Origin of the sequence: Arthrobacter sp. 9AX, from assembly GCF_902506095.1 — a bacterium.
GTDB lineage: Bacteria > Actinomycetota > Actinomycetes > Actinomycetales > Micrococcaceae > Arthrobacter.
The window spans coordinates 2868439-2892109 of the sequence record NZ_LR733293.1; the positions used below are offsets into that span (position 1 = coordinate 2868439).

The following is a 23671-nucleotide window of genomic DNA, read 5'->3' on the forward strand; positions in this document are numbered from 1 at the left end:
TGTGGACTGACGTTTCAGGGGCAGTTTCAATGCTGCAGATTCCTGCGACAGACCAAGCAGGTGGCACCGGAATAGATTGCGCAGTAGGAGATCAGGTTGCAACTAAGTGCATATGCAGATCAGATAGGCGTCAATTACCGCCGGTGCAACTCCACCTTAGCACCTTCAACGTCCACTGCCAGCTTCAGTACGCGCCATCCGATGTCCGGCGTGTTCGCTGCGGTGAACTCCTCGATGAAACGGACGACGGCGGCCGCATCAGCCTGTCCCTCAGCCAGTACCAGCACGGTGGGCCCGGCCCCGGAGACAACTGCTGCATGTCCGGCCGCGCGGAGCGCCGAGATCAGGGCGGCGCTGGGGCGCATGGCTTCGGCCCGGTAGCTCTGATGGAGGTAGTCCTCGGTACCGGCGAGGAGGAATTCGGGTTTTGTGGTGAGGGCGTGGATCAGCAGGGCTGCGCGCCCCGAGTTCATGGCCGCGGCGTGGTGCCCCACGGATGCCGGAAGCAGCGCCCGGGCGGTTTCCGTGGACAGCTCAAAGTCAGGAACCGCTACTACGGGAACCACAGTGCCGGACACAGCCGCGCTGGTGCTGCTGTACTGGTCACTGTCCTGCCACGACAGCGCCAGTCCGCCGAAAATGGCGGGTGCCACGTTGTCCGGGTGGCCCTCAATCTCACTGGTGAGCTGCAGGATCCATTCCTTCCCGCGGCGGCTGGCCTCCGGCACCAGCGCGTTTGCTGCCGAAATCGCTGCCACCACCGCTGAGGCGGAAGAACCCAGGCCGCGGCCGTGGGGAACCACGTTTTCGGCTGTCACCTTCAGGCCGCCGTGCCGGAAGCCCAGCCGTTCGAAGGCGGCCTCCATGGCGCGAATGACGAGGTGGCTGGCGTCCCGGGGAAGCGTGTCCGCGCCCTCGCCGGTGAGCTCGAACACGAGTTCCTCGGATTCGAGGCTCTCCACCGTCAGGGTGTCGTGCAGGGCCAGGGCCAGGCCCAGGCTGTCGTAGCCTGGGCCCAGGTTGGCGGTGGTGGCCGGAACGCGGACCGTTACGCTTTGTCCGGCTTCAATAAGCTGCACGCCGACGGTGGCCTGCGAGGTGGTGTCCAAGGTTATTTTTCTTCCAGTCCCAATTCAGCAGCAACGGTGACAACGTCGTTGGACACCTTCACCGGCTGGACATCGCTGCCGTCCTCGGTGCGCAGGGCCCACTGGGGGTCCTTCAAGCCGTGTCCGGTGACGGTGATAACGATTGTCTTGCCGGACGGTACCTCACCGGCGGCGTGCTTTTTCAGCAGTCCCGCTACGCCCGCGGCGGAACCGGGCTCCACGAAGACGCCTTCGCGGGCCGACAGCCAGCGGTGGGCGTTAAGGATTTCCTCGTCGGTGACCGCGTCGATGAAGCCGCCCGACTCATCGCGGGCCGCGATGGCGCCGTCCCAGGAAGCTGGGTTGCCGATCCGGATGGCGGTGGCGATGGTGTCCGGCTCGGTGATGGGGTGGCCGGCAACGAAGGGCGCGGCCCCCGCGGCCTGGAAGCCCCACATGGCGGGCGTCCTGGTGGAAACGGCGGGGAGTGTGCCGGCTGTGTCGGACTCGAAGGGAGCCGAGTACTCCTTGTAGCCCTTCCAGTAGGCAGTGATGTTGCCTGCGTTGCCAACGGGCAGGACGTGGATGTCCGGGGCGTCACCGAGCGCGTCCACGATCTCGAAGGCGCCGGTCTTCTGTCCTTGGATGCGGGCCGGGTTGACGGAGTTCACCAGGAAGACGGGGTAGGACTCCCCCAGCTTCCGGGCGATGTCCAGGCAGTTGTCGAAGTTGCCGTCCACCTGGAGCAGGGTTGCGCCGTGGGCGATGGCCTGGCTGAGCTTCCCCATGGAGATCTTGCCTTCGGGCACCAGGACAGCGCACTTCAGGCCGGCCGCCGTGGCATACGCAGCGGCAGAGGCGGACGTGTTGCCAGTGGAGGCGCACACAACGGCTTTGGCCCCGGCCGCCACTGCGGCGGTCATGGCCATGGTCATGCCGCGGTCCTTGAACGAGCCGGTGGGGTTCATGCCCTCCACCTTCAGGTACACCTCGGAGCCGGTGAGCTCGGAGAGCTTCTGCGCGTGCACCAGCGGGGTGCCGCCCTCACCCAGGGTGATGACCCGGGTGGATTCCGTCACGGGCAGACGGTCAGCGTATTCGCGGATGACGCCGCGCCATTGGTGAGCCACTTAGACTCCTTCTACCCGCAGAACGGATGTAACTGAATTGATGACGTCCAGGCCCTTCACGGCCTCGACGGTGGCTGCAAGGGCAGCCTCTGACGCGCGGTGCGTAACGATCCGCAGTTCGGCCGACTCCACGTTGGACTCAGCGTCACGGTGGATGGTCTGCCGCATGATTTCAATGGATACGCCGTGCTCGGCAAACAGCTGGGCGATCCGTGCGAGCACGCCGGGCTGGTCGGCCACGTCGAGTCCGATGTAGTAGCTGGTGACGGCTGCATCGATGGGCAGCGCCGGCACATGGCCGGTGGTGGTCTCGGTGCGGCCGGGACCACCAAGGACCAGGCGGCGGGCAGCCGAAACGAGGTCGCCCAGGACAGCAGAGGCCGTGGGAGTGCCGCCGGCGCCCTGGCCATAGAACATCAGTTCGCCGGCGTTCTCCGCCTCGATGAACACGGCGTTGAAGGCACCGCGGACGGCGGCCAGTGGGTGCTCGCGCGGAAGGAGCGTGGGGTGGACCCGGACGGAAACGCCCTCGCCGCCGTCGGCATCCGAAAGCTTTTCCGCGATGGCCAGCAGCTTGATGACAAACCCTGCGTCCTTGGCTGCGGCGATGTCGGCAGCACTGACGGAGGTGATGCCTTCGCAGTGCACGTTTTCCAGCGCGAACCGGGTGTGGAACGAGAGGGAGGCGAGGATCGCGGCCTTCGCGGCGGCGTCATGGCCCTCGACGTCGGCCGTGGGGTCGGCTTCGGCGTAGCCAAGGCGCTGTGCTTCGGCCAGAGCGTCGGCGAACTGGGCCCCCGTGGAGTCCATCTGGTCCAGGATGTAGTTGGTGGTGCCATTGACGATGCCCAGCACACGGGTGATGCGGTCGCCCGAAAGGCTGTCGCGGATGGGGCGCAGGATGGGGATGGCACCGGCCACGGCGGCTTCGTAGGACAGCTGGACGTGGGCCTTGTCAGCCTCTTCGTAGAGGGTGGGCCCGTCCTGGGCGAGGAGGGCCTTGTTCCCGGTGACCACGCAGGCACCGTTGCGCAGCGCGGAGAGGATGAGCGTGCGGGCCGGCTCGATGCCGCCCATCAGTTCGATCACCAGGTCCGCGTCCTTGACCAGGGTCTCGGCGTCGGTGGTGAACAGGTCCTGCGGCAGTTCAACGTCGCGGGGAGCGTTGACGTTTCGCACTGCAATGCCGCTCAGCTGCAGGCGTGCACCGGTGCGGGCGGCAAGGGCATCGGCGTCCTCAATGAGAATCCGCGCAACCTGGGCCCCAACGTTGCCACAGCCCAGCAGGGCTACTTTCAGGGTTCGCAATTCAGTCATTCAGACTCCCATGTCGCGGTTGAGCAGATCTTCTTCGGTTTCCCCGCGGACAATCAGCCGGGCAGATCCGTCGCGCACCGCGACAACGCCCGGCCGGGCCAGATAGTTGTAGTTGCTCGAGAGGGCCCAGCAGTAGGCGCCGGTTCCCGGTACAGCAAGCAGATCACCGGCTGCCACGTCCTCGGGCAGATATACATCTCTAACAACTATGTCGCCGCTCTCGCAATGTTTGCCCACCACGCGGGACAGCTGCGGCGCGGCGGACGACGTGCGGGAGGCCAGAACGGCCGAATAATCCGCGTCGTACAGCACCGGCCGGGCGTTATCGCTCATGCCGCCGTCCACCGAAACATAGCGGCGCGGATACGTAACGTTGTTGCCGCCGTCACTGGCAGTCCCGGGCGCATCCACGCGCACGGTTTTCAGCGTGCCGACCTCATAGAGGGTGAAGGTGGTGCTGCCAACGATGGCGCGGCCCGGCTCAATGGAGATGCGGGGCGAGTCAATGCCCAGTTCAGCGCAGGTTGAACGCACGACGGCGGCCATCGCTTCCGCGATCTCGGCTGCTGGGCGGGGGGTGTCCACCGGCGTGTAGGCAATGCCGTAGCCGCCGCCGAGGTCCAGTTCCGGCATCACGATGGAGTACTTTTCCTGCATGGCTGCAAGGAAGCGGAGCAGTTTCTCCGCGGCCAGCGCGAAGCCGTCCGGTTCGAAGATCTGCGAGCCGATGTGGCAGTGCAATCCCAGCAGTTCAATGCCCGGGTGCGCTGCGGCAGCCGCAACGGCTTCCTCCGCGGCTGACAGGCCGGCCTGCCCGGTGGTGTCCTCCGCCATGGAGAGGCCGAACTTCTGGTCCTCGTGGGCGGTAGCGATGAATTCGTGGGTGTGGGCATGGACGCCCGGGGTAAGCCGCAGCATCACCTTGGCTTCTTCACCGCGGGCCTGGGCGGTTGCCCCGACGCGTTCCAGCTCGGCGAGGCTGTCCACCACGATGCGGCCCAGCTTCATGTCCAGTGCCCGGTTGATCTCGGCGTCGGATTTGTTGTTGCCGTGCAGGGCCACACGCTCCCCCGGAATCCCGGCACGCGCGGCCACGGCCAATTCGCCGCCGGAGGCGGTGTCCAGGCGCAGCCCCTCCTCCTCCACCCACTTCACCACGGCGGTGCAGAGGAACGATTTCCCGGCGTAGTAGACGTCCACGCCGCCGCAGATATCGGCAAAGGCGGCGTCAAAGGAGTCTTTGAAGGCACGTGCCCTGGCGCGGAAGTCCGACTCGTCCATCACAAACAGCGGCGTGCCGAACTGTTCCTTCAGGGCGGCGACGGAAACGCCGGCAACTGCCAGGCCGCCGTCGTCGTTCCGTTCAACAGTCCTGGCCCACATCGGTTCCTGCAGGGCATTCAGGTCCCTGGGGACTGTGAGCCATTCAGGGGCCAGCGGTGAGGCGTTGGTGGTGTCCTGTGCAGTCATGGGGCTACATCCGTTCCGGTGCGGAGACGCCGAGCAGGTCAAGGCCGTTTGCCAGCACCTGGCTGGTGGCGTCATTGAGCCACAGCCGGGTACGGTTCACGTCCGTCACCGCCTCATCGCCCATGGGGGCGATACGGCAGGCGTCGTACCAGCGGTGGTAGGCCCCGGCGATGGCCTCGAGGTGCCGTGCCACACGGTGCGGTTCGCGCAGTTCGGCGGCTTTGGCCACGATGGAGGGGTAGCTCCCCAGGTAGGAGAGCAGCTCGTTCTCAGTGGCGTGGTCCAGGAGCGAAGCGTCGAAACTGTCCTTACCGTCCACACTGCGCTCCACACCGGCGGCGACGGCGTTGCGGGCAGCCCCGCGGGAACGGGCGTGGGCGTACTGCACGTAGAACACCGGGTTTTCGTTGCTGTGCTTCTTCAGCAGCTCCGGGTCCAGCGTCAGCGGCGAATCGGCCGGGAACCGTGCCAGCGAGTAGCGGACGGCGTCCTTGCCCAGCCAGTCGATCAGGTCCTTGAGCTCGATGATGTTGCCGGCGCGCTTGGACAGCTTGGCGCCGTTGACGGACACAAGCTGGCCGATCAGCACCTCAATGTTCACTTCGGGGTCGTCCCCGGCGCAGGCGGCGATGGCCTTGAGCCGGTTGATGTAGCCGTGGTGGTCTGCGCCGAGCAGGTAGATCTTCTCGGTGAAGCCGCGGTCCTTCTTGGAGAGGTAGTACGCGGCGTCGGCGGCGAAGTAGGTGGGCTCGCCGTTGGCGCGGATCATCACCCGGTCCTTGTCGTCGCCGAAGTCGGTGGTCCGCAGCCAGACCGCACCGCCGTCGTCGAACACATGGCCCTGCTCGCGAAGGCGGGCAACGGCACTTTCGATGGCGCCGGCGTCGTGCAGTTCCTGCTCGGAGAAGAACACGTCGAATTCGACGCCGAAGTCCGCGAGGGTGGCCTTGATGTCCTTCATCTGGGCCTCATAGGCTGCCGCACGGATCACCGGCAGCGCGGCAACTTCGGTGAGTTCACGGATGTCCGGGTGAGCCGTGAGTACATCGTGGCCAAGGTCCGCGATGTACTGTCCCGGGTAGCCGCCGTCGGGCACGGGGAGGCCGTGCAGGCGGGAGTACACGGAGGTGGCAAAGGTGTTCATCTGCGAGCCGGCGTCGTTGATGTAGTACTCGGCCGTGACATCGGCTCCGGAGGCACGCAGCACGCGCGCAATCGCATCGCCCAGGGCGGCCCAGCGGGTATGCCCGATGTGCAGGGGGCCGGTGGGGTTGGCGGAGACGAACTCCATGTTGACCGTGTGCCCGGCGAGCGCGGTGTTGGTGCCGTACTGTGTTCCGGCCTCGACGATGACCTTGGCGAGGGCGCCGGCGGCGGCCGCGTCCACGGTGATGTTCAGGAAGCCGGGCCCGGCGATGTCCACGGCGGAGACGCCCTCGATCGACTTCAGCCGCGTGCTCAGGACCGTGGCGAATTCGCGCGGGTTGGTGCCGGCCTGCTTGGCAAGCTGCAGGGCAATGTTGGTGGCCCAGTCGCCATGGTCGCGGTTCTTGGGTCGCTCCACGCGTACCTCGTCAGGCACTGCTGATGCTGAAAGGGCAATTTCGCCGGCGGCGACGGCATCTTTCAGGCAGGCGGATATGGCGAGGGAGAGTTCTTCGGGAGTCACCCCCCTAGCCTACCGGGGGCCGGTGACAGCAAAAGAATTGGGGCTGCACCCGCACTGCAGGCAATCCACAGGAAAACTACAAGCCGGACACAACCCCGCCACAAGTTGAACCAATACGCTGGGTTCTACGTTGACACCAGCGTAGGCAAGCCTCAAACACTTAGACGAAATGAGAGCCTTTATGAGACCGTCAGTCCGCAAGAGTGTTTTCGCCGGCATCGCTGGCCTGTCCCTCGCCGGAACCGTGGCCGGCTGCGCGCCGTCCGCGGCCGAGCCCGCGCCTGCTGCCACCGGCGGCGCTGCTGGGACCTCGGCCGCCACCCCGTCGGCAGCGACGTCGTCGCTGGCCAGCAGCGGTTCCACGTACAAGGACGGGACCTACAGTGCGGACGGAAACTACGTTTCGCCCAACGGCACCGAGACTGTGGGCGTGCAGCTGACCCTCGCCGAAGGCAAAATCACCGACGTCAGCATCACCCAGCACCCGTCCAACCCCAACACGCGCAAGTTCCAGGGTGAGTTCGCCGGCGGAATCGCAGGGCAGGTGGTGGGGAAGAACATCGACGAGCTCAACGTGTCCAAGGTCGCCGGCTCCTCCCTGACCAGCGGCGGCTTCAACGAGGCCGTGGAAAAGATCAAGCAGGAGGCGCAGTAGACGGTGCCGGGTTCGGGCTGGGCGGACTTCGCGTTTGAGGGGATCGGAACGCAGTGGGAGATCTCGACCCCTGAGCCGCTGGGCGGGCCGGTCAAGGCGCGCCTCCTGGACCGGGTAGAGCGGTACGACGCCGATTGGTCCCGTTTCCGTTCCGATTCCCGCGTCAGTGCGCTCACCCGCGGGCCGGGGCAGTATGAGTTTCCCGACGAGGCCGTGCGGCTTGGCGTGCTGTACCGGACGCTGTACGGGATGACTGGCGGCGCCATGACCCCGCTCATTGGGGCTTCCCTTGAACAGTTGGGGTACGACGCCCGCTACACCCTCAAGCCCGCGGGTTCCCCGTTCGCGGCGCCTCCGTGGGACGACGTCCTGGAGTGGACCGGCTCCACCATCACCACCACCGCCCCGGTGGTACTGGATGTCGGAGCGGCGGGCAAGGGCCTGCTGGTGGACCTGCTGGCGGATGAATTGGCTGCCGAGGGCGTCGAGGCGTTTGTCATCGATGCCAGCGGCGACCTGCTCGCCCGCGGTCCGCAGCCCACCCAGGTGGCCCTGGAACACCCCTACAACCCGGCCCAGGCTATCGGGATCGTACCCTTGGCCGGCCGGGCATTGTGTGCCTCCGCAGCCAACCGCCGCGCCTGGGGTGACGGACTGCACCACGTGCTGGACGGAACCACCGGGCAGCCGGTGCGGACCGCCGTCGCCACCTGGGCACTGGCCGACACAGCCATGCTGGCCGACGCCCTGGCCACCGCACTTTTCTTTGTCCCCGGGGACCGGCTCCGGGAGGAATTCGAATTTTCCTGGCTCACAGTGTTTTCCGATGGCAGCGCAGTCCATTCCGCCGACTTTGAAGGGACACTGTTCACATGAGCCCCGTTGAAACGCCGAAAACACGGCCGGTTCCCTCCGTTGCCGGCCGGCTGGACACGATGCTGGGCCGGTTCACCATGTACCGGCTCATCCTCCTGGTCCTCGCTGCACTTGCCGCTTACAGCCTCCTGCTCGATGCCCTTGGCTGGCTGACGTTCGGCATCCCCGAAATGCTGGGGCATCTCGTCCTGTGCCTCGGCCTGACATACGCCTCGAACCGGGCCCTGGCCGCGCTGTTCCACGTGCGGCCGCACTCGGAATCCTCATTGATCACCGGCCTGCTGCTGTATTTCCTGTTTTGGCCGTCCTTTGCGCCCATGGATGTTGCCGGCATTGCGTTGGCCTGCGTGCTGGCGTCGGCGTCGAAGTACGCGCTGGCGTGGCGCGGGCGCCACATTTTCAATCCGGCCGCTGTCGGTGCGTTTGTGGCAGGACTGACGGGGCTGAACATCGCCACGTGGTGGGCAGCTACCCCGGCGATGCTGTGGCTGCTGGTTCCCGGCGTCCTCCTGGTCCTGTACCGCACCCGGAAATTCCTGATGGCCGCCGTGTTCCTGGTGGTGGCCACCGCCATCATCGGCGCGGAACTGTTGCAGGCCGGCATGTCGGTGGGGATGGCATTGTGGCAGGCCATTGCCCAGCGCCCGCTGCTGTTCTTCGTGGGCTTTATGCTCACCGAACCCCTGACGCTTCCGCCGCGCAGGTGGCAGCAGCTCGGGCTCGCGGCCGTGGTGGGTGCGGTTTTTGCCGTCCCCTACAACTTCGGATTCCTGGCGAACTCCCCCGAAGCCGCGCTGCTGCTGGGCAATCTGCTTGCCTTTATGGTGGGCCAGCGGGGCGGGGTCAGGTTGCGGTTCACCGGGACGAGGCCGCTGACGCCCAGCACTACCGAGTTTTCCTTCGAACCTTCCCGGCCCGTCCGTTTCCAGCCCGGGCAGTACATGGAGCTGGACCTTCCGCATGGCAAGGCGGACGGGAAAGGCCGACGGCGGGTGTTCAGTTTGACGGGCTCCCCCAGTGAGCAGCTCGTGAAGTTCGGTGTGCGGACCGCGGAGCCGATATCGGCCGCCAAAAGAGTCCTGCTTTCACTCAAGCCGGGCGACCAGGTGACAGCCACATCCGTGGGCGGCGACTTTGTGCTCCCCCGTGACCCGCGAGCTCCGGTGCTGTTGATCGCAGCCGGAATCGGCATCACGCCCTTCCTCTCGCATCTGTCCTCCGGCGGCCTGCAGGATCGGGACGCCGTCCTCCTCGTGCTGGCCAGGAGTGCCGACGAGGTTGCCTATGCCGAAGAACTGAAAGCCCCAGGGGTCCGGGTGGTCGCCCGGATCGCCGACGGGTCCGAGCCGCCGTCGCACATTACGGCGGCCCCGGCTGACGGATCCAGGCTGGACGGCGACGCCCTCAAATTGTTGGTCCCGGATGCCGCCAGGCGCGAGATTTATATCTCCGGTTCTCCGGCCAGTGTGGCTTCGTTGCGGCGCGCGGCGAGGCAGGCGGGGGCGCGGCGGGTGCACGTGGATTCGTTCTCGGGCTACTGATTTTTACCGTGCGGACGTGGCTCGTTATTGGGCTCTTATTGCCTGGCCCGGGTGCTCGGCCGAGCGCCACAGGGACACGGTTCGTCGTGGCGATTTTCCGTTGCGGGCCACCTTCCTGCTAAGCTCTAGGACGTCCCGCCAGCAACGGCAGGAACCCCCGGATTGCCCTCGTAGCTCAGGGGATAGAGCGTCTGCCTCCGGAGCAGAAGGTCGTAGGTTCGAATCCTATCGAGGGCACCATCAGAAGCACCCTGGTCTCACGGCCGGGGTGCTTCTCTTTTTGCCCGCTAACCCAGGTTCTGACCCACATCCTCCTGACACTGACCAGTGCCGCCGCTTTTGGGTCAGACGGCTTTGTCTGGATCAGAGGGTGTCGGTGACGGTCGGGCTAGTGGCCGCAGGCCCATCCGGACCACGCCCACATCCTTTTTTCGGTGGCCGGCATCACGTCTTCCGCGGCTCCTCCGGCCACACCGTTGCGAGGCGCCACTGAGTGGGGCTGCGTTATGAGATGACAGCGTTGGCTCCGGGGGTCATTGCCCGCCATGTGTCTTCTGGTATGGGGTCTTGGGGTGGGCGGTATCCGGGCTGGAACCAGCCGGCGTAGGTGTCGTCCTGGACGTCCTCTTCGGAATGCAGCTCATGCGGGTAAGGGTCTTTGGCGGCGTGCCATCAGCGGGCGGGTCTTCTGGCCGGGCCCATTGTTCGGCTGGGGTTCCGGGGGTTGACCGTCGGTCGAGGAGGTCGTCGAGTTCCCGGATGTCGGTTGGCACGGCGGCGTCTGGCCAGTGGGGTGGTTCCCAGTCCTGGTGTTCGCTTGTGTAGTGCCTGCCGGTGGGTGAGGTCCAGCCTGGTGGTTCGGTTTTGCTGGCCGGGGTGGGTTTCCAGCCGCTGGTGTGGCGGAGCTTGTGGTGTTTGGGGCAGGGTTGTCCGAGGTTCGATATCCCGGTGTTGCCGCCGTGGTGCCAGGCGAGGAGGTGATCGGCTTCGTTGTCGAGCGAGTTGTTGTTGCAGCCGGGGAATGGGCATTTTCCGTCCCGCAGCCTGAGCCAGTTCCGCATGGCCTTGCTGACGCGGTAGTTCGTGCGCCCGATCTCCAGCGGCGCCCCGTCCCTCGGGTCGACCAGGACCCGGTAGAACGAACCCGCACCCTCGGCGATGAGTTGGCGTGCCATCGAGGGCGGGATCGGCCCGTACCCGTCCAGGACCGCCGGCTCATCGGTCAATCCCAGCAGGGAGAACACCGGCACGGTGACCAACACCTGGGCCCTGATCCCCGAGGACAGCCCGGCACCGCTTCCCGCACCGAGCCCATCACCGCCACAAGTTCCTGTTCCTGCAGCGGTTCCGTCATGGCCGCCCTTAGCCCCTGGGCTGGTGGTCCCGCGGTGGTGGATGCTGTTGGTGGTGCCGCTGGTGAGGAGTGCTTCGGTGTAGGTGTCGGCTTTGAGTGGGGTCAGGGTGCGGGGCTCGTGGGGGCCTTGCTTCCCGCGGGCGATGGCGGTGAGCCGGTTGCAGATCGCCGAGGCCTGGTCCGCGGGCAGCAACGCCGCGACCCAGGCCATCCCGTCACTGTCGGGCCAGAACTCCACCCGCCGGTCCGCGACACCCCGGGTGTGGCGTTTCTCCAGGCTCTCCGGGTGGTGGCGTTCGCGCCAGTGCCGGGCTTTGGCCTTGAACCGGTACGCCGGGATCTGCCCGACAGGGCAGCCGCGGGCGGCGCCGGGCGCGTCCGGGTCCAGGAAATGCGCCTCCAACGCCCCGGCCGCGGCCCGGTCAAGGCCCACGGTCTGGTCCACCATGGTCTTCGCGTGCGCCCAGGACATCGTCCCGGCCCGCAACGCTGCCAACGACCGGGGCAGCGACGTGGTCAGGGCGTGGGCATCGGCCAGCAACCGGCCCGCGGCCCGGTCACCAATGGCCAGTACACACCCGACCTCGGCCACCAGGCTCCGCTCCTGCGCTGACGCCTCATACGGGGAGGCAGGCGGAGGATTCAGGGCCTTCGTGGCCCCGGCCAGGACCGCCGCGGCCGTCGCCTTCACCGCCGCCAGCTTCGCCTCCGACCGCCCCACCGAGGCCAGGACCTCCAACGCCCCATCAACCACCCGCTGCACCGGATCATCACCACACCCGCCAACATCAAACCCACCCGCACCGGCACCGGGACCAATGCCACCGGGATCAGCGCCACCGGAAACGGCTGCCGAAACGGCCGGCGCCCTCCCACCAAGGGCAACCAAAAACGAAGCCACAGCAGCACCAACCGCTCCCTCCGCCTCCACCACCGGATCCGCTCCCATACCCACATCATCCCCGGAGGGTACGACACTCCCAGGTGCGGCCCCAGTTCCAGCGGGCGCGGCAAGTGGCACAGCGGCACCGCCAACCGCTTCCACCGCCTCCACCACCGGATCCGCTCCCATACCCACATCATCCCCGGAGGGTAAGACAATCCCAGGCGCGGCCAAAGACACAGAGGCAGCCCCAACCGCATTTTCTGCCTCGGGCGCTGCCCGGCTCCTGTCCGTACCTCCATCATCCTGAGGGGTCTGACAAAACAGACCCCCGAAGCGGAACCCCGTCAGAGCCTTCCAATCCCTTGCAGGGCTTCCATCGAAAGAAACAGAGCATTGCCCAGATGCGGCGTGCAGGCGGCGTGGCCCTGCGTGCTCCCACGCTTTGTCAGTGCCCCCTCGTAGGCTGTTCACACCAGCAGAAGCAAAGGGGTCTCACATGTACTGCTCCATCATTCCGCCCTACCTGTTGCGGCGCCTGGCCAGACAGGATGCGCCGGAGTTTTCCGCGGCAGCCAGAGCCGCCAGGGAAGCGCTGGGCCATGTCCGTTCAGTCCACGCGGCACGCACTCAGGCCACTCCCGAGGTTCCCGCAGGAGTGCGCCAGGCGAAACCGGGGCCATCGAACCGCACCGTCTTCGACGCCGCGGGTTCAGAAGTGCTCCCCGGCAAACTCGTCCGCAAGGAAGGCGAAACCGCAACCGGGGACCCAGCAACCGATGAAGCCTATGACGGGCTGGGCCACACGCACCGGCTCTACGCGAATGTCTTCGGCAGGAACTCCATCGACGGCCGCGGGCTGCCTCTGAACGCCACTGTGCACTTCGGCAAGTTGTATGACAACGCCTTCTGGGATGGCACGCAGATGGTCTTTGGCGACGGCGACGGCGAGGTTTTCGAGCGCTTCACCAGGTCCCTGAGCGTCATCGGCCACGAGCTCGCCCATGGGGTCACGCAGTATTCGGCCGGACTGCTGTACCGGAACCAGGCGGGCGCCCTCAACGAGTCGATGTCAGACGTGTTCGGCGCCCTCGTTGAGCAGTACGTGAAGAACCAGTCCACCGCTGAAGCCAGTTGGCTGATCGGCGAGGGCCTGTTCACGTCCAGGGTGGAGGGGCAGGCGTTGCGCTCCATGAAGGCCCCGGGCACGGCGTACGACGACGACGTGCTGGGCAAGGATCCGCAGCCGGACTCCATGGACTCGTACGTGAAGACCAGCGCTGACAACGGCGGCGTCCACATCAATTCCGGCATCCCCAACCGGGCGTTCTGCCTGCTGGCGGAACAGCTGGGCGGCAATGCCTGGGACTCCCCCGGACGGATCTGGTACGAGACACTCACCGGCGGTTCATTGCCCAAAGGCGCCACGTTCACCGTCTTTGCCCGGGCAACTGCCGCCACCGCCGTCGAGCTTTTCGGCTCCGGATCAAAAGAGCATGACGCCGTGCGGAACGCGTGGGAAACTGTGAAGGTCAAGCTTTAACAAAGATGCCTGGCCGCCGTACCTCGGGCCACCAGGCTCGAGGTACCCCAGGAACCAGGCCATGAAGATCAGTGTGGAGCGCACCGGCGGCATCGCGGCGATGACCCGGGTATGGACTGTCAACGCTGCGTCGGAGACGGCGAGGAACCGGTGGCAGCCCATTGTGGAAGCCTGCCCCTGGGACGCCGTGCCCCGGACCCCGAGGGCTGCTGCCGCGGAATTCTTGGGAGCGCAGCCGGACCGGTTCATCTACTCCATCCGCGCCGGCCAGCGCCGCGCGGCCCTGCCCGAGCAGGCGGTCACAGGACCTTGGCGAGTATTGGTGGACAGCACCAGGGCGGCCTCTGAGGAATCACGCGGCTCAGAAGCGCCGGCTTAACCTACTTCCGCCAGCTGCCCGCGGAAAGCCCGGCGGTAGGACTGAGGGCTCGTGTCCAGTACTTTCGCGAAATGGTGCCGCAGCAGCACCGGATGCCCGAAACCTGATTCCCGCGCGATCTCCTCGATATTCAGGTCGCTGGACTCGAGCAGTTCCTGGGCCCGAAGCACCCGCTGGGAGTTAAGCCAGGCCGCCGGCGTTGCACCGGTTTCGGACCGGAACTTCCGGGCAAACGTCCGGGGCGACATGTGCACCCGCGCCGCCAGTTCATTCACGGTGTGCTCCCGGTCCAGGTGCTCCACCATCCAGCGGAGGAGCTGTTCCATCGGGGCTGAGCCGCAGGTGGGCATCGGCCGGTCGATGAACTGGGCCTGGCCACCGTCGCGGTGCGGGGGAACCACCATGTCGCGGGCAATGGCGGCAGCCACGTGCGCACCGAGTTCCACCCGGACCAGATGCAGGCAGGCGTCGATACCGGCGGCGGTGCCGGCGGAGGAAATGATGTTGCCGTCCTGCACATAGAGGACGTTTTCGTCCACTTGCACCTGCGGATACCCGGCGGCCAGCTGACCCGAATAGTGCCAGTGCGTGGTGCAGCGCCTGCCGTTCAGGAGTCCGGCCCGGGCAAGGGCGAAGGCGCCGGAGCAGATGGACATCACCCAGGCTCCCCTGGCGTCGGCAGCGCGCAACGCTTCAAGGACCGACTCGGGCAGCTCATCCTCCCTGCCGTAGGGCGCCATGATGACAAGGTCGGCGTCGGCCGTGGCTTCGAGGCCCAGCTCCACGTTCATGGACAGGCCGGACTTGAGCCGGACGGTACCCGGGGACGGCGTGCAAATGCGGAAGTCGAACGCGGGGACGCCGCCTCCCCGGCCGGACCTGTCGATCCCGAACACTTCGCAGGCAGTGCCAAATTCGAACATCGAGAAGTTGGGAACCACGATGACTGCTACTGATTTCAGCATGCTTCCATTGTGGCAGGAATTTTAGCTTTTTGGGCATTTCTGCCACTTTTTCTTGAACCTGCACCGGAGAAGCATGGAGGCATGGAAATCCTCATAACCCTTCTCATCGTCCTCCTGCTCGTTATCCTCGCCGCCACAGTTTCAGCGCTCCTGCGCGACGGCCGGGGACACACCCCTCCCGTGCAGTCGCACGAGGCCTGGTCCGCCCTGGACCTTCCCAGCACCAACTACACACTCCGCATCTTCTAGAACCACCGCCCCATCAGCCCCCCCCCAAGGGCGCAACAGCTGCAAGCAGTCGAAACGGGAAGCCCGGGCTCCCGCAGTAGACTTGCAGCAGCCATGACACTACACATTTCCTATCCTGCCGAGCTGCCGGTCTCCGAGCGTCGCGAAGACCTGATGGCAGCCATCGCAGCGAACCAGGTCACCATCATCGCCGGCGAGACCGGCTCCGGTAAGACCACCCAGATCCCCAAGATGTGCCTCGAACTTGGCCTGGGCGATAACGGCCTGATTGGACACACCCAGCCGCGCCGGCTGGCGGCCCGCACCGTGGCCGAGCGCATTGCCGAGGAACTGGGCGTGGACATCGGCCAGGAAGTGGGCTTCCAGGTCCGCTTCACGGGCGAGGTCAGCCGCGCCACCAAGGTGAAGCTGATGACCGACGGCATCCTGCTGGCGGAAATCCAGCGCGACAAACTGCTGCGCAAGTACAACGCCATCATCATCGACGAAGCCCATGAGCGAAGCCTCAACATCGACTTCATCCTCGGGTACCTCAAGCGCATCCTGCCCCAGCGGCCGGACCTGAAGGTGATCATCACCTCCGCCACCATCGACCCTGAGCGGTTCGCCAACCACTTCGGCACGCCGGACAAACCCGCGCCCATCATTGAGGTCTCCGGGCGGACGTACCCGGTGGAAATCCGCTACCGGCCGCTATCGCAGCCGCCCGTCGGAACGGACGAAGAGGACGCCTCCGACGACGAACTCGAGGAGGACCGGGACCCGCTCGACGCCGTCTGCGACGCCGTGGACGAACTTGCCCTCGAAGCGCCCGGCGACATCCTGGTCTTCTTTTCCGGCGAGCGCGAAATCCGCGACGCCGCTGACGCCCTGCAGGCACGCATCCAGTCCAATCGAAGACTCGCAGGCACCGAGGTACTCCCCCTGTTCGCCCGCCTGAGCCTGCAGGAACAGCACAAGGTGTTCCATCCGGGCAACAAACGCCGGATCGTGCTCGCCACGAACGTGGCCGAAACGTCGTTGACCGTGCCGGGCATCAAGTACGTCATCGACACAGGTACGGCGCGCATCTCCCGGTACTCGCACCGCACCAAGGTCCAGCGCCTGCCCATTGAGCGCGTCTCGCAGGCGTCGGCGAACCAGCGCTCGGGCCGTTGCGGCCGCGTCTCTGACGGCATCGCCATCCGCCTCTACTCGGAGGAAGACTTCGAATCCCGCCCCCTTTTCACCGATCCGGAAATCCTCCGCACCAACCTTGCCGCCGTCATCCTGCAGATGACCGCCATGGGAGTGGCCCGCGGTCCCAAGGACGTCGAAGAGTTCCCCTTCGTGGAGCCGCCGGAAACGCGGGCAATCAACGACGGCGTCACCCTTCTGCGCGAGCTCGGCGCCTTGGCGCCGGCTACGCTGCAGAACGGAAAAGGCGGCCCTAAGAGCGGCGGCGGCCTTACCGCCGTCGGGCAAAAGCTCGCCCAGCTGCCGGTGGATCCCCGCCTGGGCCGCATGATTGTGGAAGCGGGCAAGCGCGGCTGCGTCCGCGAAGTGATGATCCTGGCAGCGGCCCTCACCATCCAGGACCCGCGCGAGCGTCCCACGGACAAGCAGCAGCTCGCGGCGGAAAAGCACAACCGGTTCAAAGACGAGAACTCGGATTTCACCGGGTTCCTGAACCTCTGGAACTACCTGCAGGAAAAGCAGCAGGAACTGTCCTCCTCCGCGTTCAGGAGGCTGTGCCGGGCAGAGTTCATCAACTACCTTCGGGTCCGCGAGTGGCAGGACCTGTTCGCCCAGCTGCGCCAGCTGGCCCGGCCTCTGGGCATCAGCCTGGACAACAAGCGCCTCGTTGACCCCGTAGGGAACCACGACAGCGTCCACATCAGCCTCCTGTCCGGTCTGCTGAGCCACATTGGCATCCTGGACGAACGCAAGCGCGAGTATGTCGGCGCCCGCGGCAGCCGGTTCGCGATCTTCCCCGGCTCGGCACTGTTCAAAAAGCCGCCCACGTTCGTGATGGCAGCGGAACTGGTGGAAACCAGCCGGCTCTGGGCCCGGGTTGCCGCGAGATTCGATCCCCTCTGGGCCGAGCTGGTGGCTCCGGACCTCGTGAAGCGAAGCTACAGCGAGCCGCACTGGTCCACCCGCCAGGGGTCCGTCATGGCCTACGAGAAGGTCACCCTGTATGGCGTGCCGATCATCGCCCAGCGCAGGATCAACTACGGCAGGGTGGATCCGGTCGTAGCCAGGGAGCTTTTCATCCGGCATGCCCTGGTGGAGGGTGACTGGAAAACGCACCACAAGTTCTTCCACCGCAACCGGGCCCTCCTGCAGGAGGTGGAAGAGCTGGAAGCCCGTATGCGCCGGCGGGGCCTCCTGGTGGATGACGAGACACTTTTCGAGTTCTACGACGAGCGGATTGGCCCCGACGTCGTCTCCGAGCGGCACTTTGACAAGTGGTGGAAGGAGGCCCGCCAGGATAACCCGGACCTCCTCGACTACGACAAATCACTCCTCCTCAGCGATGACGCGGACAACCTGGACGAATCCGCCTACCCCAAGACCTGGCTCCATAAGGGCTTTGAACTCCCGCTGACCTATGAGTTCCATCCTGTGGCTCCGGGATCACCGCCGGATCCGTCCGACGGCGTGACCGCCGAAGTGCCGGTGCTGTTCCTGAACCAGTTGGATGACAAGGCGTTCCGTTGGCTGATTCCCGGCCAGCGGGTGGAGCTGGTGACCGCCCTGATCAAGTCCCTGCCCAAGCAGATCCGCAAGAATTTCGTGCCCGCCCCGGATGTGGCCCGGCAGGCGGTCGCGGTCCTGGAATCCGATTTCGATCCGGCCTCCGATGAGCTGGAACCGTCACTTGAGCTGGCGCTCCGCCGGATCCGGGGGCACATCATTCCTCCGGGTTCGTGGAACTGGGACGCTGTTCCCCCGCACCTGCGGGTCACCTTCAAGGTAGTGGACAGCCAGGGCAAAGTCCTGGGCGAAGGCAAGGACCTTGCTGCGCTCCAGGAGGAACTGGCGCCGGCCACCCGCCGCGCGATTGCCGAGTCCCTGGGAGCCACGCCTTCCTCTACCGCTCCGCGCGGCAAGGCGGGCCGTGCGGCCGGGAAGTCCGACGACGGCGGGACTTCCGGGGCGCAGGCTCCCACCCAGGTGCCGGCAGGCTCAGCCCCTGCCGGGCTCCGCGAGCAGGAGGGCCTGACCGAGTGGAGCTTCGGGACCATCCAGCGCCAGGTCAGCAACATCGTCAAGGGCCACACCGTCACCGGCTATCCGGCCCTCGTGGACCAGGGCAAGACCGTGGCGCTGCGGGTTTTCCAGACGGCCGACGAGCAGCAGGACGCCATGCGCGGCGGCGTGATCAGGCTGCTGGCCTTGCGGGTCCCGGCTCCTGACCGCTACGTGCTGGAGCACCTGAGCAACACCGAGAAGCTGACATTCAGCCAGAACCCGCACGGGTCAGTTTCGGCCCTGATCGCAGACTGTGCCCTTGCCGCCATCGACAAGCTCACGCCGGCGGAACTTCCCTGGGACCGGAAGTCCTTCGACGCGCTTTACGAAGTGGTCCGTGCCGAACTCATCGATACGGTATTCAGCGTCACCGCCGTGGTGGAGCGCATCCTGGCCAGCACCCGGCGGATCGAAAAACAGCTCAAGGGCACCACCAGCCTGGCTCTCATCAGCGCGCTCAACGACATCAAGAGCCAGCTGGAGCATCTGGTGTACCCCGGTTTCGTGGCACGGACGGGCTACGCCCAACTCAGCCAACTCCCCCGCTACCTGGCGGCCATCGAAAAGCGCCTGGAGCGCCTGTCCGGAAACGTCCAGCGGGACTCCCTCAACATGGCAGTCGTGCAGCGGCTCGAGGATGACTACGACGACGCCGTGTCCGCCCTGCTTCCAGGCAGGCGGGCCGGGGGTGAACTCGCCCAGGTGCGGTGGATGATCGAAGAACTCCGGGTGAGCCTGTTCGCCGTCGAACTTGGCACCGCCTATTCGGTATCCGAGAAGCGGATCCGGGCAGTTCTCAATAAGGCGCTGGCCCCGGCCTAGGAGGACGGGGCCAGCTGGCCAGGTGAGCGGCCACGGCAACCGGTTCAGGCCGGGACGAACTCGCCGTACCCGGCGTCCCGCAGCCCCTGCCGCAGTTTCTCGGCGTTGGCGTCCAGGACCTTGGGATCGGGGTTCTGGTCCGCGGAGGCAAAGTTGAAGTCGGCCATGCTCCTTGAAGGCCACACGTGCACGTGGAGATGGTTGATCTCGTACCCGGCTACGATGAGCCCGGCGCGGGGCGCGTCAAAGATGTCCACCTGGACGGCGCCGATGCGGCGGGCAACCTCCATGACCTTTGCCAGGGTTTCAGGGGAAGCGTCCGTCCAGCGGTCCACTTCCTCGGTAGGGACCACCAGTGTGTGACCGTTTGCCAGCGGACCCGTGGTGAGGAACGCGGACACATCATCTTCGCGCCACACGAACCGGCCGGGGATTTCGCCGTTCAGGATCCTCGTGAATAGCGTGCTCATGCGTCTGCCTCCTCGGCGGGTGCCCGCAGGGTGCTGGTGTCCAGCACAAACCGGTATTTCACGTCGCCTGCCACCATCCGGTCGTAGGCCTCATTCAGCTGTTCGGCGCGGACCACCTCGATGTCCGCCACCACCCCGTGCTGCGCGCAAAAGTCCAGCATTTCCTGGGTTTCAGCAATCCCGCCGATCAGTGAGCCGGCATAAGCGATCCGGCGCCGGATCAGCGCCCGCGGGTTCACGGGCGGCATGGCCTCGGACGGCAGGCCCAGCTGGAAGAGCGCGCCGTCCACCCGGAGGGTGCGGAACAGCGGGTTCAGGTCGTGCGGTGCGGCAACGGTGTCGATGATCAGGTCGATGGTGCGGTTGGCTGCGTCCATGGCGGCTTCGTCCCGGGACAGGACCACCTCATCGGCGCCGAGCTCCAGGGCGGCAGGCACCTTGGACTCGGACGTAGTGAACACCACCACTCGCGCTCCCATGGCCTTGGCTAGCTTTACGGCCATGTGTCCGAGTCCGCCCAGACCCACCACACCCACAACGTCGCCTTCTTCGACGTCGAAATGCCGCAGCGGGGAGTAGGTAGTGACGCCGGCGCACAGCAACGGAGCCACAGCCTTCGGGTCCAGGGAGTCCGGCACCCGAAGGACGTAGCGGCGGTCCACCACGATGGAAGAGGAATAGCCGCCTTGGGTGATTGCATCGCCGTTCCGGCGGTCAGCGGCACCGTACGTGCCGGTCATCCCGTTTTCGCAGTACTGTTCCAGGCCGTCCAGGCAGCTCTCGCATTCGCGGCAGGAGTCTACGATGCAACCCACTCCCACCCGGTCCCCCGGAGCGAAGTCGGTGACGGCCGCCCCGACCCGGCTGACGGTCCCGACAATCTCGTGGCCGGGTACCAGAGGCCAGGCCTGGCCGCCCCATTCCCCGCGGACTGCATGGACATCCGAGTGGCACAGGCCGCAGAACTCGATGGCAATTTCGACGTCGTCAGCCTGGGGTGAGCGCCTGGCAAGGGTCAGCGGGACCAGGCCGCTGTTCGCGGACGTGGCGCCGTACGCGGCGGCCAGGCTGCCGTCGTCGGAATCATTTGATCCGGTAGTAACGGAACCGGGCGCGACCGTTTCCGGGGCAGCAGGTTCGGGGGTGGCAGGTTTGGCAAGGGGCGGCGGCACGGGACGTCCAGGATTCATACTGCGACGCTACCCTTGCGCCCCTGGGTCTTTCCACTTCGCGGGCCCATCGCCGAGAGGACCAGGGCCTGTCACCACCGGCAGTCCCGGGTTGTTGGACCACTCCGAGAAGGAGCCCGGGTACAGTGCGGCGCGGAATCCCGCCAACTCCAGGGCAGCCACTTGGTGCGCGGCCGTGACGCCGGAACCGCAATAGACTCCCACCTCGACGTCGCCGGTGATGCCCAGCGCCTTGAAGCGGCTCCGCAACTCTTCCGGGGGAAGGAACCGTCCGCTGCCGTCCACGTTCCCGGTGGTGGGTGCGCTGACAGCGCCGGGAATGTGGCCGGCCCGCGGATCAACAGGCTCGGTCTCGCCCCGGTACCTCTCCGCCGCCCGCGCGTCGAGGAGGAGCCGGCCAGGCCGCGGGCTATCCATGCGGGCCCCCTCCGGGTTCGGCTGTTTTTCCATCCACGCGGCCACGGCGCGTGCGTCCAGCACGGGCATCCGCCCGTCCGCGAGTGCCACATCCCCGGGAGGAGGCAGGACCTCGCCCTGTTCGAGCGGGAGGCCGGCCGCGCGCCAGGCTGCCAGGCCGCCGTCGAGCAGGTAAACCTCGGTAAGGCCGGCGTTCCTCAGCATCCACCAAGCACGGGCCGCGGCCATGTTGGCGCTGTCGTCGTACGCCACCACAACATCACCGTTGTTGATGCCCCAGCGGCGGGCCGCGTCCTGGAACTTCAGTGGCGACGGCAGCGGGTGCCTGCCGTGCTCCGGCACGGCGGGGTCCGCAAGTTCGGTGGCCAGGTCAACAAACACGGCATCCGGGAGGTGCGCCTGCAGGTAATGGTCGTGGCCGTGCGGGTCGCCCAGCGCCCAGCGAACATCCAGCAGCACCGTTCGGCTGCCGCCGGCACGGCGCTCCTCCAAAGCGGCGACATCCAGCAGTGGCTTCATGGTGCTCCTCACGTCGGGCGGCCAACCCTTCCACTCTAACGGCGGCCCGCGGAGCCGCAGGTAGGCTGGTCCGGTGAAGATCGAGCGCAGCGCAGGCAGGGCCTGGGCGGACGAAGCCATCCGGAAAATCACGGCAGAAAACAACCGCTCCGCCGATACCCACCTCTACTCCGTGCCGCTGCCGGAACACTGGGGCGTCCAGCTCTACCTCAAGGATGAATCGACGCACCGCACGGGCAGCCTTAAGCACCGGCTGGCCCGCTCCCTGTTCCTGTTCGGGCTGGTCAACGGGTGGATCAGGGAGGACACCACCATCGTTGAGGCCTCCAGCGGCAGCACGGCGGTGTCCGAAGCGTACTTCGCCCAACTGCTGGGGCTGCCGTTCATCGCGGTCATGGCACGTACCACCAGCCGCGAAAAGATCGACCTGATAGAACGGTTCGGCGGCTCCTGCCTCCTGGTGGACCACGCCTCAGAGGTTTATGCCACCGCGGAAGAGGTAGCCGCCACGTCCGGCGGGCACTACATGGACCAGTTCACGTATGCCGAACGGGCCACGGACTGGCGCGGCAACAACAACATCGCGGAGTCCATCTTCGGCCAGCTGGGTCTGGAAGAACACCCCATACCTGACTGGATCGTGGTGGGCGCAGGGACCGGCGGAACGAGTGCCACGATCGGCAGGTACCTCCGCTACCACAGCCACCCCACCCGGCTGCTGGTGGTCGATCCGGAGAATTCGGCCTTCTACCCGGGCTGGCACGGCACGGCGTCCGGCACAGCGTCCGGCCCTGCCACCGGCCTGCCCTCGCGGATTGAGGGCATCGGCCGGCCCCGCATGGAACCCAGCTTCGTTCCGGCCGTGATCGACCACATGCTCCAGGTTCCGGACGCCGCCTCGGTTGCTGCGATGCGCCACCTCCGCACCCTTGCCGGACTCCACGCCGGCCCCTCCACCGGGACCAACCTGTGGGGAGTCTGGCAACTGGTGGCCGGGATGGTCGCCGAAGGCCGGAAGGGCAGCATCGTTTCGCTGATGTGCGACGGCGGGGAACGCTACGCGGGCAACTACTACAGCGCCGGCTGGCTGGCGTCCCAGGGCCTGGACCCGGCACCATACGAATCGGTGATCAAGCGCTTCTTCCACACCGGCTCCTGGGACGGGGACGCCGTTTAGACTTCCACCTGCTCCCGCGCTGCCAGGTGCCGGTACTCCGTGCCGTACTTTGCCCCCAGCCGCGTGACATGGCCCTCCACGATTTTTAGCCCGTTGTCATTGAGCAGGCCGTCGTGGATCTGGAAGGCCCGGGGGGCGCGGACGCCGATCACAAAGTCCACCACCTCCGCAGACTTGCTCCACGGTGCATGAAGCGGAACCAGCAGTGTCTGCACGGTGATGCCGTCCGGGATAACAAACGAATCGCCGGGGTGGTAAACGTTCCCGTCCAGGAGGTAGCCGATGTTCGCCACCACCGGGATCTGCGGATGGATCAGCGCGTGTTGCCCGCCGAAGCTCCGGACCCCGAAGCCCGCCGCCTCGAAGGATGATCCGGGGTCCACCGTGCTGATCCGGCCTACGGCATCGGGGGCTTCGCTGCGCAGGTTCTCCGCCACCCCGGCCGGCGCGAAGACTGCCAGGCTTCCGTTGTCCTTTAAGGCACTCACTACAGCCGGGACATCGATGTGGTCGGCGTGTTCGTGGGTGACCAGGACGGCGTCCGCACCCGCCAGCGCCTCTGCCGATTCCGAGAACGTCCCGGGGTCCAGCACCAGGACGCCGGTGTCCTTCTCGAGGCGGACGCAGGCATGGGTGTATTTCGTCAGCTTCATAGCGCCAGCCTAGGGTCCGGCCCGAACCGTGTCCATGAAGCTCCGGCTGGTAATCTGGATCTTTGCC

At 66.3% G+C, this 23671-nt stretch carries 19 protein-coding genes and 1 tRNA gene; 9 read left to right on the forward strand and 11 right to left on the reverse strand.

Going from position 1 to position 23671, the window contains the following annotated elements:
* Positions 1-134: 134 nt before the first annotated feature.
* The 5 genes from thrB to argS are packed head-to-tail and all read right to left on the reverse strand — an operon-like array spanning position 135 to position 6674.
* Complete coding sequence (gene thrB / locus BACI348_RS13235) at positions 135-1109, reverse strand: homoserine kinase (RefSeq protein ID WP_159826478.1); 975 nt, start codon at positions 1107-1109, stop codon at positions 135-137.
* A gap of 2 nt (positions 1110-1111) precedes the next feature.
* Complete coding sequence (thrC, locus tag BACI348_RS13240) at positions 1112-2218, reverse strand: threonine synthase (RefSeq protein WP_159826480.1); 1107 nt, start codon at positions 2216-2218, stop codon at positions 1112-1114.
* Positions 2219-3535, reverse strand: coding sequence for a homoserine dehydrogenase (locus BACI348_RS13245; RefSeq protein WP_159826482.1), 1317 nt, complete (start codon positions 3533-3535; stop codon positions 2219-2221).
* Positions 3536-5005, reverse strand: a complete 1470-nt coding sequence (lysA, locus tag BACI348_RS13250; protein ID WP_159826484.1) for a diaminopimelate decarboxylase — start codon at positions 5003-5005, stop codon at positions 3536-3538. It lies immediately after the preceding gene.
* A gap of 4 nt (positions 5006-5009) precedes the next feature.
* Complete coding sequence (argS, locus tag BACI348_RS13255) at positions 5010-6674, reverse strand: arginine--tRNA ligase (RefSeq protein ID WP_159826486.1); 1665 nt, start codon at positions 6672-6674, stop codon at positions 5010-5012.
* Between the two features lie 181 nt (positions 6675-6855).
* Between argS and BACI348_RS13260 the strand changes: the two genes are divergently transcribed.
* The 4 genes from BACI348_RS13260 to BACI348_RS13275 all read left to right on the forward strand — a co-directional run bounded on the left by BACI348_RS13260 (position 6856) and on the right by BACI348_RS13275 (position 9986).
* Positions 6856-7329: an FMN-binding protein gene (locus BACI348_RS13260; protein WP_159826488.1), complete on the forward strand. Its 474-nt coding sequence runs from the start codon at positions 6856-6858 to the stop codon at positions 7327-7329.
* Between the two features lie 3 nt (positions 7330-7332).
* The gene (locus BACI348_RS13265; protein ID WP_159826489.1) at positions 7333-8205 is read left to right on the forward strand and encodes an FAD:protein FMN transferase; all 873 of its coding nucleotides are present in this window, start codon (positions 7333-7335) and stop codon (positions 8203-8205) included.
* Complete coding sequence (locus BACI348_RS13270) at positions 8202-9746, forward strand: ferredoxin--NADP reductase (RefSeq protein WP_159826490.1); 1545 nt, start codon at positions 8202-8204, stop codon at positions 9744-9746. Before BACI348_RS13265 ends, BACI348_RS13270 begins: the two co-directional genes overlap by 4 nt.
* Before the next feature lie 164 nt (positions 9747-9910).
* Positions 9911-9986: transfer RNA gene (locus tag BACI348_RS13275), tRNA-Arg, on the forward strand.
* 293 nt (positions 9987-10279) lie between these two features.
* On the opposite strand, the gene BACI348_RS13280 is transcribed toward BACI348_RS13275, so the two are convergent.
* Entirely contained in the window at positions 10280-12049 is a 1770-nt protein-coding gene (locus tag BACI348_RS13280; protein ID WP_159826491.1) for an HNH endonuclease signature motif containing protein, read from the reverse strand.
* Between the two features lie 433 nt (positions 12050-12482).
* Here BACI348_RS13280 and BACI348_RS13285 point away from each other — a divergent pair, with 433 nt between their 5' ends.
* Both BACI348_RS13285 and BACI348_RS13290 read left to right on the forward strand, forming a co-directional pair.
* A complete protein-coding gene (locus tag BACI348_RS13285) occupies positions 12483-13526 on the forward strand; it encodes a M4 family metallopeptidase (protein WP_159826492.1) in 1044 nt (347 codons plus the stop codon).
* A 61-nt stretch (positions 13527-13587) separates the two neighbouring features.
* Positions 13588-13905 (forward strand): protealysin inhibitor emfourin, encoded by a 318-nt coding sequence (locus BACI348_RS13290; protein ID WP_159826493.1) that lies wholly within the window; start codon positions 13588-13590, stop codon positions 13903-13905.
* Here the strand turns inward: BACI348_RS13290 and BACI348_RS13295 are convergent.
* Positions 13902-14870, reverse strand: a complete 969-nt coding sequence (locus tag BACI348_RS13295) for a GlxA family transcriptional regulator (RefSeq protein WP_159826494.1) — start codon at positions 14868-14870, stop codon at positions 13902-13904. The genes BACI348_RS13290 and BACI348_RS13295 overlap by 4 nt on opposite strands.
* 81 nt (positions 14871-14951) lie before the next feature.
* Here BACI348_RS13295 and BACI348_RS13300 point away from each other — a divergent pair, with 81 nt between their 5' ends.
* Positions 14952-15119: a hypothetical protein gene (locus BACI348_RS13300; protein WP_201298425.1), complete on the forward strand. Its 168-nt coding sequence runs from the start codon at positions 14952-14954 to the stop codon at positions 15117-15119.
* A gap of 93 nt (positions 15120-15212) precedes the next feature.
* Entirely contained in the window at positions 15213-19178 is a 3966-nt protein-coding gene (gene hrpA / locus BACI348_RS13305; protein WP_159826495.1) for an ATP-dependent RNA helicase HrpA, read from the forward strand.
* Between the two features lie 44 nt (positions 19179-19222).
* Here hrpA and BACI348_RS13310 read toward each other — a convergent pair whose 3' ends face one another.
* The 3 genes from BACI348_RS13310 to BACI348_RS13320 are packed head-to-tail and all read right to left on the reverse strand — an operon-like array spanning position 19223 to position 21774.
* On the reverse strand, positions 19223-19648 hold the full coding sequence (locus BACI348_RS13310; RefSeq protein WP_159826496.1) for an HIT family protein: 426 nt from the start codon (positions 19646-19648) through the stop codon (positions 19223-19225).
* On the reverse strand, positions 19645-20838 hold the full coding sequence (locus BACI348_RS13315; protein ID WP_159826498.1) for an NAD(P)-dependent alcohol dehydrogenase: 1194 nt from the start codon (positions 20836-20838) through the stop codon (positions 19645-19647). Before BACI348_RS13315 ends, BACI348_RS13310 begins: the two co-directional genes overlap by 4 nt.
* Before the next feature lie 9 nt (positions 20839-20847).
* A complete protein-coding gene (locus BACI348_RS13320) occupies positions 20848-21774 on the reverse strand; it encodes a sulfurtransferase (protein ID WP_159826500.1) in 927 nt (308 codons plus the stop codon).
* 73 nt (positions 21775-21847) lie between these two features.
* Between BACI348_RS13320 and BACI348_RS13325 the strand changes: the two genes are divergently transcribed.
* Entirely contained in the window at positions 21848-22951 is a 1104-nt protein-coding gene (locus BACI348_RS13325) for a PLP-dependent cysteine synthase family protein (RefSeq protein WP_159826502.1), read from the forward strand.
* Here BACI348_RS13325 and BACI348_RS13330 read toward each other — a convergent pair.
* Positions 22948-23604: an MBL fold metallo-hydrolase gene (locus tag BACI348_RS13330; RefSeq protein ID WP_159826504.1), complete on the reverse strand. Its 657-nt coding sequence runs from the start codon at positions 23602-23604 to the stop codon at positions 22948-22950. The genes BACI348_RS13325 and BACI348_RS13330 overlap by 4 nt on opposite strands.
* Between the last annotated feature and the right edge of the window lie 67 nt (positions 23605-23671).